Origin of the sequence: Winogradskyella poriferorum (genome assembly GCF_050618035.1) — a bacterium.
GTDB classification, from domain to species: Bacteria; Bacteroidota; Bacteroidia; order Flavobacteriales; family Flavobacteriaceae; genus Winogradskyella; species Winogradskyella poriferorum_A.
Genome location: NZ_JBODPY010000001.1, coordinates 485,767 through 500,573, shown reverse-complemented (window position 1 = coordinate 500,573; position 14,807 = coordinate 485,767). Strand labels below are relative to the sequence as shown.

Here is a 14,807-nt window from a genome sequence, read left to right as displayed (position 1 = left end):
ATGGCTAAATTAAAAACATCTTTTTTTTGTCAAAACTGTGGTGCCCAGTATCCAAAATGGCAAGGGCAATGTACGTCTTGTAAGCAATGGAATACTATAACAGAAGAGGTCATACAAAAGCCAGACAAGAAAGCTTGGAAAACCAATGACTCACAGCCTAAACGAATATCGAAACCTTTAAAGATTAAGGAGATTGACGCATCTTCAGACGAAAGGCTCGATTTAAAAAACATTGAATTTAATAGGGTACTTGGCGGAGGTATGGTAAAAGGTTCAGTCACATTATTGGGTGGAGAACCTGGGATTGGCAAGAGTACATTATTATTACAATTGGCGTTAAGTATACCTTATAAAACGCTTTACATTTCTGGTGAGGAGAGTCAGCAACAAATAAAAATGAGGGCTGAACGTATAGGTTCAGAAATAAATAACTGTTATATGCTAACAGAAACAAAAACTCAGAATATATTTAAACAGGTTGAAAACCTACAACCTGATATCATCATAATAGATTCAATTCAGACACTTCATAGTGATTATATAGAGTCCTCAGCAGGTAGCATTTCGCAAATTAAAGAGTGTACTACTGAATTTATAAAATTTGCAAAGGAGACTGCCACGCCAGTTTTGTTGATAGGTCATATTACAAAAGATGGGAATATTGCTGGGCCAAAAATACTGGAGCATATGGTGGATACCGTTTTACAATTTGAAGGTGATCGTAACCATGTTTTTAGAATATTACGGGCTAATAAAAACCGTTTTGGTTCTACAAATGAGCTTGGGATATACGAGATGCAAGGTTCGGGATTAAGAGAAGTTACAAACCCTTCCGAGTTATTAATATCCCAAAAAGACGAGCAACTTTCTGGCCATGCAGTTGCAGCCACTTTAGAAGGTATGAGGCCAATAATGATAGAAGTACAAGCATTAGTAAGTACAGCAGTTTATGGAACACCGCAAAGATCTACTACTGGATTTAATTCAAAAAGGCTAAATATGCTTTTGGCTATTTTAGAAAAACGTGCTGGTTTTAGGTTAGGTGCAAAAGATGTTTTTCTCAATATTACGGGTGGAATAACAGTGGATGATCCTGCTATAGACCTAGCTGTAATTGTAGCGATTTTGTCTTCTAATGAAGATATACCAATTCAAAGTGATTATTGTTTTGCAGCAGAGATTGGATTATCAGGTGAAATGAGACCTGTTCAGAGGATAGAACAACGCATATTAGAAGCTGAAAAACTCGGGTTTAAAGCTATTTTTATATCAAAGTATAGTAAACTTCCAGAGAGTTCGTATCAAATAGGAATACATAAGATTTCCAAAATCGAGGATTTAGTTAAAATTATACTGTAACTACCTTAAATACAGTGTTTTTAAACGATATTTTACTGCACTTCAGCTTTTGCAAAAAGCACTTTGTCGATAAATTTAAGCATTTAAACGAAAAAAAATCTCTGTTTTCTTGTCAGGTCAGTTGTATTAGCTTACTATTGTATTAGTGATTAGCCCTATCCCTCCTTTTATTTCCCTCAGTTGGATTAATCTTTTTAATTAAATCCTGTTCTAAAGCAAAATTTGAGTACATAATTATAATGTCCTAACAGTTAATAATTATGAAACCAAATTTACTGTTCCTATTTGCTGTGATCCTTTGTCAGCAAATTATAACTCAAAAAATTGAAGCACAGACGTGCGAGTCCTACTCATTTAACCCACCGTCTATACCTTCATGTACATATACTTATACTTCATCTGGTTGGTTTGATAGTACTAGTAATCCTATTAGTCCGCCATCAACCGTTAACAATTCGGATACTGTATGTATCCTTGCAGATAATAGTGATACGATTGCTACCACAGGTTTCAAAGGAACCTTATATGTTGCCTCTGGTGTAACCTATTCTGGTAATATTTCGAGTATAAATGGTGCAACAGTTTATGTTGAAGGGACCTTGGCATTTCCATTAAATCCATCAATAAACAACACTGAGGTTTATGTTTATACAACTGGAGAAATAGATATTCCTGGAACGTTTAATCCAGCAGGACAGTCTATAATATACAATAGTGGTATTTTTAATATAGGAGATGAGTTGCAATTAGGAGGTAATTCAAAAATGGTAAACTTTAATGGTAGTAAAGTTAAAGTTCAGTCTGATGCAAGTGTTTCTAGTGAGTTTGCTAATTGTGGGATCTTAGAAGTTGTTGGGTCTTTATCCTCTGGAGGATCTAGTGCCTTGATTAATAATTGCTCGCTTTATGTACAAGGTGATATGTCATTAAATGCTGACTATACAAATAATGGATTGTTTGTGTTGGATGGTAATTTATCATTCGGGACAGCTACTTTCTATAATTATGGAACCATGTTGGTCAATGATATAAATTTAAGTAATGATAATGTTGTTGGTGATGACATAAATTCGGTTTTAATAGTAAGAACAAATTCGGCATTAGCAAGTGGAGGCGGAATAACTGGTCATATGTTTTATGATGTTGATGATGGTGGAGGTTTTGATTCGAGCTGTGGATCTTGTACGGAAGATATCGATGTACTATTAGATGTTAGTATTCCGTCTTCTACGGATTTGATTTTAGAAAACTGTGGAGCTAACATTGAGATTAATCCTTTTTTAGTAGAATCTAGACTCGATTTTGATGGCGTAGATGATTATTTATCTACACCAGAATTTATTAATGGTGAAAATCAGGTTTCTATAATGGCTTGGGTTAAATCAGACTCAGGTAATTCAAATAATATGACGATTGGCGGTGAAGATACAGGATGTAAATTATGGTTGCAAAGTGGTAATGTGCCTTCTTTTACTATATCTACTGTTGGGAATTCGCCAGTTACCCTTTCAACTAGTGCCATAAATTTTGATGAATGGCATCATATTTCAGGAACCTATACAAGTGCAACGGGTAAATTGAATCTCTATATAGATGGAGAATTAGTTAACTCAGGAAGTGTTGGTGGTAGCGGAGCTGTAATTCAAAGCACTGGGACAGCTAATGGAAATTTTGAAGTAGGTCGAACATCTGCCGTAATTGCTAACCGACAATACTTTAAAGGAGACATTGATGAAGTGAGAGTTTTTGATGAAGCTCTTACTGATTCGCAAATTCAGCAAATGGTATATCAAGAGATTGAAGAAGGGTCCGGGAATGTACAAGGAAAATCAGTGCCTAAAGCCATTGAAGACGAAACGGATTCTCAAAAGATTTCATGGAGTTCCTTATTAGCCTATTATCCAATGACAGACATTATTTCTTATGAGAGAACAACTGATTTCTCTCAAAGTGATAGAATAACAAAGCTTCACAATATCACTTCGATGCAACAACAAACGGCACCAATGCCATATGAGACTGTTAATGATGGAGATTGGAGTGCTGAGGGTACTTGGGCTCATGGTAATGTTTGGGATATTGAGGATATTTCTAGTAATAAAGACTGGAGTATCGTTAGGGTAAAAGATAATATCACTACATCAAGTTCTCACACAAATCTTGGACTTATCATTGATTCAGGTGCTGAACTTGTTGTTAATGGAGATTATAAAATTGAGAACACCTATTATCTAGAGCTTAACGGTACATTAGATCTTATGGGTGATTCACAACTTATCCAGGGTTCTAGAAGTGATTTGGTAACATCATCAGATGGTAAAATTAAAAGACGACAAGAAGGTACTTCAAGCCACTACTGGTATAATTACTGGGGCTCACCAATTGGTAGCCTTGGTGCATCATCACTTTCAGACAATAATACAACAAGCAATAACACTAATAATAGTACCTATAATCTTGGGATGCTTAAAAAGTCAGATGGATCTAGTTTTGAATTTACAAATGCACTTCACGAAGCGGGTAAGATTAGTAGATATTGGCTTTATACCTATATCAATGGAATAAATTACAATTCTTGGTCGTCCATCAACCAAAATAGTGCTTTACAGCCTGGGACTGGTTATACTCAAAAAGGAACAGGAGTTGGTAGTGAACAACAATATTTGTTTGAAGGAAAACCAAATAATGGAACGATCTTGGTCGATGTGGTCGATACAGGAGGAAATGGTTCCGTATCAGGAGTTTCAAAAACTGATTATCTACTAGGCAATCCATATGCTTCAGCATTAGATATTCATCAGTTTATAGATGATAATGCTGGTATCATAGAAGGAACTATTCAGCTATGGCAACAGTGGAGCGGTACGTCTCATTATCTAGATGAGTATGATGGAGGTTATGCTCAGGTTAATAAGACTGGTTCGGTGAGAGCCTACCAATTTGTTGGATTTAATGGTGCAAATAATGGAAGTCAAGATGGTACTAAGAAGCCATCCAGATACTTACCAGTAGGCCAAGGATTTATGGTTGAGGTAATTGCTGATGGTCAGATACGATTTAATAATGGCCAAAGACTGTTCATAAAGGAGTCTGATCACGATGGCACATATAATAATGGGTCAATTTTTTTCAAAAATGGTGTTAGCGGAGGAAAGTCATCGTCAGAAAATGAACAAGAGATGCAGACCATACGACTTGAGTTTACATCGGTTGATGGCCCTGAAGCGAGACGTGAACTGTTGTTAGGGTTTAGTGATTTTACATCCGAAGCGTTTGATTATGGTTATGATGCTAAAAATATGGGCGTAGGTGATGACGATATCAATCTCTCTTTTGGAGAGGAGGCAATGACCATTCAGGCTTATAGTGCTATTACCGATGATAAGATTATTCCTATGGTGCTAAATTCCTCTGGAGATTATAATTATGAAATCGCATTAACTGAAACAGAAAATATAGCTGAGGATCAAGAAATCTATCTTAAAGATAATCTCACAGGAGAGTATCATGATCTTAGAGGCGAACAACCTTATGCTTTCAGTTCTGAAGCTGGAAAACATAGTGGTAGATTTGAGGTAGTTTTCTCTGAGCAGTCACAGACACTTTCGGATATTGAGGATAGTGTAGAAGACTTGACTATCTACTATGCAATGAGTAGAAAGAAAATCGTCATAATGAATCCAAATGGTAGAGAACTTTCAAATATAGCAGTTACCAATATGTTGGGACAAACAGTATATGGGACTAATTCGATGTATCCTGGTTCGTATAGCGAATACCAGCTTAATAGTCTTGCGACTGGAACCTATATTGTTCAGGTGATTACAGATGATAATACTCAGTTCACAAAAAAATTCATTGTAAAATAAAAGTTAAGTTAATTAGGAGAGGTACAAAAAATGAAGTTTTTGTGCGTATTTTCTTTGATTAAATCATCATTTTATGAAAGAATTGACATGTTAACATTTTTAACACTATTTTCACGGAATAAATTTGTAATAGGCTGAATAATTGCAGTTATTCGCTGAGAATTATTAACTATACATTCATGGATGACCCTAACTATGATTTTTTAAAATCAAAATTCCATGTTGATGAAACTACATATGCTATTCTCCAAGATTTAGGTAAAATCAAAAAGCTTAAAGCTGGGGAGAGTATTGTTGAGCAAGGAAGTAAAACCAGTAAAGTTGCTCTAGTGTTAACCGGTTTAATGCGTGCTTATAGTACCTTAGAATCTGGTAAAGAAATCACAAAAAATATTTTTACACCTTTAAATTTTATTGGTGCATTCTCTTCTTTAATAAAGAACAAACCATCTCTATTTTGTTATGAGGCTTTAGTTGATTCAGTCATTTTTGAAATAGATTTTCAAGAGTTTAATGAGGTAACTAAGACTAATGTTAAAGTTAGTAATCTCTACAATCGTATCATGGAAGAAGTTTTTACGATTTACGAACTGAAGCAATTAGAAGAAATGGCGCTCAATGCAACAGAGCGGTATTTAAAACTAATTGAAAGGATACCAAATATTGAAAAATTAATACCGCAATATCAAATAGCCTCATATTTAAATATTTCTCCTGTTCAACTTAGCAGAATTAGAAAAACCTTAAAGACAGATTAACCTATGTTAATTTATAGATGATTTATTCGGTCTACATTTGTTTTGAGGTTAATTTTTTACAAACAAGATTAATTAATAGCCCTAACTAAAAAAAGCAAACTCCCACGGTTTGCTTTTTTTTATTTAAAAATCAATCCTTTAGATAGAAATTCTTAATTTCGCGGTTCCTAAAGAATATAGATAGAAATGAACACAAAGTTCCCTGAATATAAAGGGCTTAACTTACCTAAAGTCGCAGAAGAAATTAATGATTACTGGGAAGAGAATAACATCTTTGAAAAAAGTGTAACTACTCGAGAAGGTAAGGAACCATATGTATTTTTTGAAGGTCCACCGTCAGCTAATGGTTTGCCTGGAGTTCATCACGTTTTAGCACGTGCAATAAAAGATATATTCCCAAGGTATAAAACCATGAAAGGGTATCAGGTTAAGCGCAAAGCGGGCTGGGATACACATGGATTACCTGTAGAATTAGGTGTAGAAAAAGAATTAGGGATAACCAAAGAAGATATTGGTACTAAGATTAGTATCGAAGAGTATAACGAGGCTTGTAAAAAAGCCGTAATGCGATATACTGATATTTGGAATGATCTCACAAGAAAAATGGGCTACTGGGTAGATATGGACGATCCATATGTAACCTACAAGTCCAAGTACATGGAAAGTGTTTGGTGGTTGCTCAAACAGATTTATGGTAAAAATTTACTGTATAAAGGATATACCATTCAACCATATTCTCCAAAAGCAGGAACTGGCTTAAGTTCACATGAGTTAAATCAACCAGGAACTTATCAAGATGTTACAGATACAACAGTTGTTACCCAGTTTAAGGCGAACGAAAGCTCACTTCCAGAGTTTCTTCAAAATGAGGGTGATATTTATTTTTTAGCATGGACAACAACACCATGGACCTTGCCAAGTAATACTGCTTTAACGGTTGGGCCTAAGATTGATTATGTTTTAGTAGAAACTTATAATCAGTATACTTTCAAGCCGATTAATGTAGTATTAGCAAAGAGTTTAGTAAATAAGCAATTTGATGGAAAATTCAATCAAGTTGAAAGCAAATCGGAGTTATTAGAATACAAAAATGGTGATAAAAAAATACCATTTTATGTAGTTAAGGAATTTAAGGGTAAAGATTTAGTAGGGATCACCTATGAGCAACTCTTAGATTATGCTTTACCTTATGAAAATGCTCAAAATGCATTTAGAATAATTTCTGGAGACTTTGTAACGACTGAGGATGGTACAGGGATTGTACATACTGCTCCAACATTTGGAGCAGACGATGCTTTGGTTGCTAAACAAGCAATACCTGAAATTCCACCAATGCTTGTAAAAGATGACAACGGAAATCTCGTTCCGCTTGTAGATTTACAAGGACGCTTTAGACCAGAACTGGGAGAATTGGCTGGGAAGTATGTCAAAAATGAATATTATGATGATGGTCAAGCACCAGATAAGTCTGTTGATGTAGAGCTCGCCATTAAATTGAAAACAGAAAATAAGGCATTTAAAGTCGAAAAATATAAGCATAGCTATCCAAACTGTTGGAGAACTGATAAACCAATACTTTATTATCCGCTAGACTCATGGTTTATCAAAGTCACTGATGTTAAGGATAGAATGCATGAGCTAAATAGGTCTATTAACTGGAAACCAAAATCAACTGGTGAAGGGCGTTTTGGAAATTGGTTGGCTAACGCTAACGACTGGAATTTATCACGATCTCGATTTTGGGGAATTCCGTTACCAATATGGAGAACAGAAGATGGGAAAGAGCAGTTGTGTATTGGATCGGTTGATGAATTAAAAGCAGAAATTCAGCGTGCTGTAGATGCAGGCTTCATGACCGAAGATATTTTTGCGGATTTTGAGATTGGTGATATGTCAGAGGAAAATTATGATAAAATAGACCTTCATAAAAACGTTGTCGATAAGATTATTCTTGTCTCTCCTTCTGGGCAACCAATGAAGCGCGAAAGTGATTTAATTGATGTTTGGTTTGATTCAGGCTCTATGCCTTATGCACAATGGCATTACCCTTTTGAGAATAATGATTTGATAGATAAGAACGAAGCGTTTCCCGCTGATTTTATTGCTGAAGGTGTTGATCAAACACGTGGATGGTTTTACACCCTACACGCCATAGGAACAATGGTTTTCGATTCTGTCGCGTATAAAAATGTAGTTTCAAATGGACTTGTCCTTGATAAGAATGGACAAAAAATGTCCAAACGTTTAGGTAATGCAGTAGATCCTTTTGAAACATTGGCCAATCATGGGGCAGATGCTACACGTTGGTATATGATTAGCAATGCAAATCCATGGGACAACTTAAAGTTTGACATTGAAGGTGTCGAAGAAATTAAGCGTAAATTTTTCGGAACACTTTACAATACGTATTCTTTCTTTAGCCTTTATACAAATTTAGATGGCTTTAGCTATTCTGAGGAAGAGATTCCATTAGACCAAAGACCAGAGTTGGATCGTTGGATATTATCTGAATTAAATACATTAATCGAGAAGGTTGATGATTACTATGCAGATTATGAGCCAACCAAGGCTGCACGTGCAATCTCAGATTTTACTCAAGATTATCTAAGTAATTGGTATGTGAGACTTAGTAGAAGACGGTTTTGGAAAGGCGACTATCAAACCGATAAAATTTCGGCTTATCAGACGCTTTACACATGTATGATTACCGTAGCAAAATTAGGTGCACCTATTGCCCCATTTTTTATGGAAAGATTGTATTTGGATCTAAATTCAATTACAAATAAGGAGAGTTTTGAGAGTGTGCATTTGGCAGAATTCCCAGTAGCAGATAAGAATTCAATTGATAAGCTATTGGAGCGTAAAATGGAAAATGCTCAAACAATATCATCTTTAGTACTGTCGTTAAGGGCAAAACAAAAAATAAAGGTGCGTCAACCACTTCAGAAGATTATGATACCTGTTGACAATACTTCTCAAAAAGAGGAAATTGAAGCCGTTTCTAACTTAATTAAGCACGAAGTAAATATTAAGGAAATTGAGCTTTTAGAAGATGCATCAGATATACTCGTGAAACAAATTAAGCCTAATTTTAAGGTATTAGGTCCACGATTTGGAAAGGATATGAAGTTCATTTCTAGCGAAATAGGAAAATTTGATTCGGATGACATCAAAAAAATTGAACAGAATGGTTCAATTGAGCTTGAAATTAACGGAAAAAATATTACATTAGGATTAGAGGATGTTGAGATAACTTCTCAAGATATTGAAGGTTGGTTAGTTGCTAACGATGGTGGCCTTACAGTGGCTCTAGACGTTACAGTTAACGAAGAATTGAAGAGAGAAGGTATTGCGAGAGAACTAGTTAATAGAATTCAGAATTTGAGGAAAGATTCTGGATTTGAGGTAACAGATAGGATTGATGTTCAACTTCAGAACGATGAAAATATTGCCGAGGCAATTGCATCTAATGAAGCCTATATTAAATCTGAAACCTTAACAGAAGAATTACAAATTAAAGACATAGTAAATGACGGTATTGAAATTTCATTTGATGATGTAAATACAAAGTTATTTATCAAAAAACATTAATTAAGATGGCAGCAGAAACTACAAACAGATACTCGGATAAAGACTTAGAAGAGTTTAGAGTTTTAATCCAAGAGAAAATAGATAAAGCAGAGCACGATTTAGAGCTTATTAAAAGTGCTTACATGAACGACCATAATAATGGTACGGATGATACTTCTCCAACTTTTAAAGCATTTGAGGAAGGCAGTGCTACGATGAGTAAGGAAGCTAATTCTGCTTTAGCAATTCGCCAAGAAAAATTCATAAGAGATTTAAAGAATGCTATGATACGCATAGAGAACAAAACCTATGGCGTTTGTCGTGTTACTGGTAAGCTGATAAAAAAGGAACGTCTTAAATTGGTTCCTCATGCTACATTAAGTATCGAAGCTAAGAATATGCAAAAATAAGTTCCTATTAAAAATGGAATTTGTTTAAATGATATAGACATTTGAATAGGTATAACATCATAAAGCTTTGGAATTTTAGTTTCAAAGCTTTTTTTTTACTCTGCATTCTAGGTGAATTATCAGCTCAGAATATGAACTATAAAGAGATTGATGCCACAGCTATAACTGAAATTAATATCGAGGGCAATGAAATTTTTCAGATTGATATTGAAACTGTTGCAACTAAGTATATTTCTTTTGAATCTATAGTTGATGGGGAATATGAGAATGAGTTTCAGGTTGTAAGTGCTGTTGTTGGCAATAAGATCAATCTTAAATTAGAACAATACAGTTATGCGTTTATTAAAGATGATAAAAGAAATGCGCATAAAATTGTTGCGGCAAAGTTAATTCTAAAAGTTCCAGAAAAACTCAATCTGAATGTTATCAGTGATATATCCAATGTTACACTAAAAGGTAAATTTGATGCTTTAGATATAAGACTGCAAGAAGGATACTTTAAGATCCTGGGAGAGGTGAGTGAGGCTAACGTAAGTACAATTAATGGCAGTATTGTGGTGAGGACAAGGAATGCTAGGATTAATGCTAATTCGAGTAATGGTGAGTTAGAATTAGCTCAATTTACAAATCCAAGGTCAACCTTTAATTTAAAAACAGTAAACGGGAATATTTCTGTAAGTAAAATGGAATAATTTATAAATTTCGAATAATCAATTAATGTCTAAAAGAAACACCATATTAGTTATTGTTATGATACTATTACTTGACCAGCTAAGTAAAGTCTATATAAAGACAAATTTTATTTTAAATGAAGATGTAACTATTTTCTCATGGTTTAAAATTGTATTTGTAGAAAATGATGGGATGGCTTGGGGTACTAAATTGAGTGATTTTATTCCAGCAATTTCAGATCGGAGTGCAAAGCTAATACTTACACTTTTTAGAATTTTTGCCGTAACAGGAATTGCATTTTGGCTATTAGATGTTCTAAAAAAACAAAAATCAAGAGTTCTAACATTTGCAATAGCCATTATTTTCGCTGGTGCACTAGGTAATATTTTAGATTCTGTTTTTTATGGTGTTTTTTTCAGTGACAGCCTAGTTGATGTTGCTTCATTTTTACCCAATGAAGGTGGTTATGCAGATATATTTCATGGCAAAGTGGTTGATATGTTTCATTTTCCTATTTGGTCTGGGATTTTGCCAGAAGGAATACCTTTTATAGGTGGGACGTACTTTTCATTTTTCGATCCTGTTTTTAACATTGCAGATGTTGCAATTAGCATAGGAATAGGTATATTAATAGTGTTTAATAAAAGTGCCTTTATAGAAAAGAAGAAATCTTAGTTGTTCATTTTATGAAAAACTACTTAATCCTTATTATTCTCTTTTGCTTATTACTCTCATGTGATAATGACGAAGGTATTCCATCTAATGAAGGTATCTATCGGATTCATGGTAGTTCTATCTTGTATGAGGGAAATCCTGTTCAGTTGGTAGGTGCAAATGCCTTACATTCTTTTGCTGTTGGCAGTGCAGATATGGTGTCATGGAATTTAAATATTGCTCGGGAGTTTGTTGGTAATGTGAACGAAAATCCGCTGACAGGTTCTCCAATTTTAGATTCTAATGGTCAGTTTTTGCATTCCCTGCAATCTATTGTAGACGATAATAGAGCAAATAATCTTGTCACTATTTTATGTCCTTTTGGTTGGGATGGGACTCAAGAAAATTTATTTACGGGGAAGTTTCCGACGCAAACGGCGTATTGGTTAGACTTTAAATCAAAGCTAGAATTATGGGCTAATCAATTTAAAGATCAATCGGATGTATGGATTGAGTTGTGGAATGAACCTTTTAGGTTCGATAGAGCAGATGGTTATACGGATAGCTCTTGGACATCGATTATGAATGAACTTTATGCTGTAATTAGGTCTACCGGAAATGATAATATTATAGTTGTTCCTTGTGCAGAACAAGGGCAAGATGAAAGTGTGTTGTTAAATGTTGGTTCAAACTTCTTGGTTAACAAGAATAATGTGCTTTATGATATACATGCCTATGAAAAATGGTTGTTAGACTCAGATATAAATCTAAATGAACGTATCAATGCTTTAAATGAGGCAAGCCTACCCTTGTTTTTTGGAGAAGTGGCTCCTGTAAATAGTGGAGTACTGATGAATCCAGGGTACCTTCTTAATTTATTACATGCACAAAATATTTCATTTGCAGCATGGCTTTGGAAGTATGATGAAACAGATCAAGATGCATTACTAACTACAAATGGAGAACCCAATGATAACAATAATAATAATTGGGGCAGTTTATATAATGAAATAGCATTAAGGCCTAGGTAAAATCTAGATTACTTTGTAAAAGTATAGATTCTGTTTGGAGTAATACAATAATCTAGAATTATGTCCTCCTCGTTTGTTGTGATGATTTCAGATTCAGGCTCGAAAAAAGATAATCCTATTTTTAATGTTTCGGGCTTACATAAGGCTAAAAACCGATCATAAAATCCTTTGCCATATCCAATTCTATTTCCTTTTAAATCGTAAACTAAAAGAGGCACAAAAACAACATCAATAAGTTTGGTTTCAACGGGAATACCATTGACCGGTTCAGGTATTTTGTATGGGTTTTTTTTAAGTATTGTGTTGTCAGTAAGAAGATAGTGGCTCATTGAAAAATCCTTAAAATTACTTTTGGGAATAATAATGTTTTTGTCTTTGCCAGCTAAAATGTTCAGTAGATATTCTGTGTTTACTTCTTTTTGCTCTTCAATAGGTAAGAAGGTATGATAATAGTTGTAGCTCCAAATAGGAATATTTAGTAGTTGATTAGCAATTTTAAGGCTAGCTTCATCAATTTCTTCAATTGACCAGTTAAGCCTTAATTCTTTGTATTTTTTTCGTAACTGTTGTTTTGTCAAGACTCAATTTTTGTCGAGATATGAAATATTGCATCCCCTTGATAAATAATTGGTGATTCATTAACGTTGAAGATGTAACCGTCGTTTGGTGCTTTTACAAATTGATTAAAACTTCCATAAGGGTCTGTGATATGGCCTAATACATCATCTTTATTAATAAATGTATTTACAGACACATTAGACTTAAACATACCAGAATGATTTGCTCTAATCCATTTACTCTCTAATATCTTAATTGCATTTTTTTTAGGCTTAGACACCTTAAATTTATTACTGAGCATATCCAAATGATTCAACACGCGTTTAATACCATTAACACCTGTATTTGTAACAGTTTTATCGATACTGAAAGATTTCCCACCTTCAAATAAAAGCATAGGTATACCAAGTTTATAGCAACTACTTCTAAATGACTTATTAAGATTTTTAGAATAGAAAATTACTGGTGCTCCAAAAACTTCAGCAAGCTCATCTAGGATGACTTCATTTTTTACAATTCTTACTTGTGCAGCATTGAAGCGATCGGCACCTCCTGTATGAAAATCTAGAATTAAATCTGCATGAGGAACAATTTCGGTCATAAGCTTATTGGCTACTCTACTTGCAAGAGAACCTGATTTACCACCAGGGAAAACTCTATTTAAATCGCGACCATCAGGAAACTCACGATCTAAATGAATGAATCCAAAAACATTAATTACTGGTATACAAATAATGGTTCCTTTTTTGGGCTTATTTATACCTTTAGATATAATTTGCCTAACAATTTCAACACCATTTATTTCATCACCATGTATGCCAGCTGTTACCAGAACAGTTGGGCCAGGTTTTTTAGATCGTTCGATAATTACTGGGACATCAATCCTATTTTGAGTATGTAGTTTGGCAACGTTAAAACTCACCTTAGCACTTTGGCCCAGTTCAACTTTTTCACCTAAAATATCTAGTACTTCCTTATCACTCATATTAATCCACTTTTTACAAGTGTTTAATTAATCATTTATCGTCTATTTCGCTCTATAAAAGTTATTATTGCTTTAGCAATATTTTTTTGAGTGGCAGTTTCAATACCCTCTAAGCCTGGTGTAGAATTTACTTCCATTATAAGAGGTCCACGATCAGATTGAAGCATATCGACACCACATACAGGCAGTTTAAGTGCACGCGCAGCTTTAATAGCAAGTTTAAGTTCATCTTCGGAGAGCCTTATATAATTAGCACTACCGCCTCGATGTAGATTAGATCTAAACTCACCTTCTCGACCTTGTCTTTTCATAGCACCTATGACTTGCCCATCAACAATTAAGGCTCTTAAATCCGCGCCTTTGGCTTCTTGAATATATTCTTGTACTAGAGCTCTAGCCTGTAATCCATTAAATGCTTCTAAAACGGATTCTGCAGCATTTTTAGACTCTGCTAAAACAACGCCTAATCCTTGGGTGCCTTCAAGTAATTTTATAATCACAGGAGGGCCACCAACATGATTAAGTACCTCTTCTACATCTCTAGAATAGTTTGTAAATACAGTTTTAGGCATACCAATACCTGCTTTTGAAAGGCGTTGAAAACTTCTAAGCTTATCGCGACTCCTAATAATGGCATCTGAAGTAACGGTTGTAAAAATATTCATCATTTCAAATTGCCTTACCACCGCACAACCAAAAAAAGTAACTGAAGCTCCAATCCTTGGGATAATAGCATCCACATAATCTAAATATCTGTCCTTGTAATATATGGTCGGCTTCTCACGCTCAATTATAATATCACACTTTAAGGGGTCAATGACTTCAATTTCATGACCTCTATTTTCACCTTCTTCGATAAGACGTCTTGTGGAGTATAAATTTTCGTTTCTAGATAGAATAACGATGTTCATAGTAGCGCTTAAAGTGCTAAAGTTAATCAA

General features: G+C 34.5%; 11 protein-coding genes. 8 read left to right on the top strand and 3 right to left on the bottom strand.

Annotation, left to right across the window (positions count from 1 at the left end; translation table 11 throughout):
- The 8 genes from radA to ACRHOC_RS02130 all read left to right on the top strand — a co-directional run bounded on the left by radA (position 1) and on the right by ACRHOC_RS02130 (position 12,323).
- Complete coding sequence (radA, locus tag ACRHOC_RS02165; protein ID WP_431156865.1) at positions 1 to 1,359, top strand: DNA repair protein RadA; 1,359 nt, start codon at positions 1 to 3, stop codon at positions 1,357 to 1,359.
- 260 nt (positions 1,360 to 1,619) lie between these two features.
- Positions 1,620 to 5,228 carry a LamG-like jellyroll fold domain-containing protein gene (locus ACRHOC_RS02160; RefSeq protein ID WP_431156864.1) on the top strand — a complete coding sequence of 1,203 codons (3,609 nt, stop codon included), beginning with the start codon at positions 1,620 to 1,622 and terminating at the stop codon, positions 5,226 to 5,228.
- Positions 5,229 to 5,407: 179 nt separating this feature from the next.
- A complete protein-coding gene (locus ACRHOC_RS02155; RefSeq protein WP_431156863.1) occupies positions 5,408 to 5,986 on the top strand; it encodes a Crp/Fnr family transcriptional regulator in 579 nt (192 codons plus the stop codon).
- A 186-nt stretch (positions 5,987 to 6,172) separates the two neighbouring features.
- Entirely contained in the window at positions 6,173 to 9,577 is a 3,405-nt protein-coding gene (gene ileS / locus ACRHOC_RS02150) for an isoleucine--tRNA ligase (protein WP_431156862.1), read from the top strand.
- A gap of 5 nt (positions 9,578 to 9,582) precedes the next feature.
- The gene (locus tag ACRHOC_RS02145; RefSeq protein WP_431156861.1) at positions 9,583 to 9,966 is read left to right on the top strand and encodes a TraR/DksA family transcriptional regulator; all 384 of its coding nucleotides are present in this window, start codon (positions 9,583 to 9,585) and stop codon (positions 9,964 to 9,966) included.
- A gap of 131 nt (positions 9,967 to 10,097) precedes the next feature.
- The gene (locus ACRHOC_RS02140; RefSeq protein ID WP_431156860.1) at positions 10,098 to 10,658 is read left to right on the top strand and encodes a hypothetical protein; all 561 of its coding nucleotides are present in this window, start codon (positions 10,098 to 10,100) and stop codon (positions 10,656 to 10,658) included.
- Positions 10,659 to 10,683: 25 nt separating this feature from the next.
- Positions 10,684 to 11,313, top strand: a complete 630-nt coding sequence (locus ACRHOC_RS02135; RefSeq protein WP_431156859.1) for a lipoprotein signal peptidase — start codon at positions 10,684 to 10,686, stop codon at positions 11,311 to 11,313.
- Between the two features lie 11 nt (positions 11,314 to 11,324).
- Positions 11,325 to 12,323 (top strand): cellulase family glycosylhydrolase, encoded by a 999-nt coding sequence (locus ACRHOC_RS02130; protein WP_431156858.1) that lies wholly within the window; start codon positions 11,325 to 11,327, stop codon positions 12,321 to 12,323.
- An 8-nt stretch (positions 12,324 to 12,331) separates the two neighbouring features.
- On the opposite strand, the gene ACRHOC_RS02125 is transcribed toward ACRHOC_RS02130, so the two are convergent.
- From ACRHOC_RS02125 to rimK, 3 genes are read right to left on the bottom strand one after another with little or no spacing between them, the layout of a single operon-like run.
- Positions 12,332 to 12,901, bottom strand: coding sequence for a 5-formyltetrahydrofolate cyclo-ligase (locus tag ACRHOC_RS02125; RefSeq protein WP_431156857.1), 570 nt, complete (start codon positions 12,899 to 12,901; stop codon positions 12,332 to 12,334).
- Positions 12,898 to 13,866 carry a succinylglutamate desuccinylase/aspartoacylase family protein gene (locus ACRHOC_RS02120; RefSeq protein WP_431156856.1) on the bottom strand — a complete coding sequence of 323 codons (969 nt, stop codon included), beginning with the start codon at positions 13,864 to 13,866 and terminating at the stop codon, positions 12,898 to 12,900. Before ACRHOC_RS02120 ends, ACRHOC_RS02125 begins: the two co-directional genes overlap by 4 nt.
- A 35-nt stretch (positions 13,867 to 13,901) precedes the next feature.
- Complete coding sequence (gene rimK / locus ACRHOC_RS02115; RefSeq protein WP_431156855.1) at positions 13,902 to 14,777, bottom strand: 30S ribosomal protein S6--L-glutamate ligase; 876 nt, start codon at positions 14,775 to 14,777, stop codon at positions 13,902 to 13,904.
- Positions 14,778 to 14,807 lie beyond the last annotated feature (30 nt).

What these genes read in the sequence shown, in the direction of transcription:
- radA (WP_431156865.1), top strand. Translation starts at nt 1, where the DNA reads ATGGCTAAATTAAAAACATCTTTTTTTTGTCAAAACTGTGGTGCCCAG.
- ACRHOC_RS02160 (WP_431156864.1), top strand. Translation starts at nt 1,620, where the DNA reads ATGAAACCAAATTTACTGTTCCTATTTGCTGTGATCCTTTGTCAGCAA.
- ACRHOC_RS02155 (WP_431156863.1), top strand. Translation starts at nt 5,408, where the DNA reads ATGGATGACCCTAACTATGATTTTTTAAAATCAAAATTCCATGTTGAT.
- ileS (WP_431156862.1), top strand. Translation starts at nt 6,173, where the DNA reads ATGAACACAAAGTTCCCTGAATATAAAGGGCTTAACTTACCTAAAGTC.
- ACRHOC_RS02145 (WP_431156861.1), top strand. Translation starts at nt 9,583, where the DNA reads ATGGCAGCAGAAACTACAAACAGATACTCGGATAAAGACTTAGAAGAG.
- ACRHOC_RS02140 (WP_431156860.1), top strand. Translation starts at nt 10,098, where the DNA reads ATGAACTATAAAGAGATTGATGCCACAGCTATAACTGAAATTAATATC.
- ACRHOC_RS02135 (WP_431156859.1), top strand. Translation starts at nt 10,684, where the DNA reads ATGTCTAAAAGAAACACCATATTAGTTATTGTTATGATACTATTACTT.
- ACRHOC_RS02130 (WP_431156858.1), top strand. Translation starts at nt 11,325, where the DNA reads ATGAAAAACTACTTAATCCTTATTATTCTCTTTTGCTTATTACTCTCA.
- ACRHOC_RS02120 (WP_431156856.1), bottom strand. Translation starts at nt 13,866, where the DNA reads ATGAGTGATAAGGAAGTACTAGATATTTTAGGTGAAAAAGTTGAACTG.
- rimK (WP_431156855.1), bottom strand. Translation starts at nt 14,777, where the DNA reads ATGAACATCGTTATTCTATCTAGAAACGAAAATTTATACTCCACAAGA.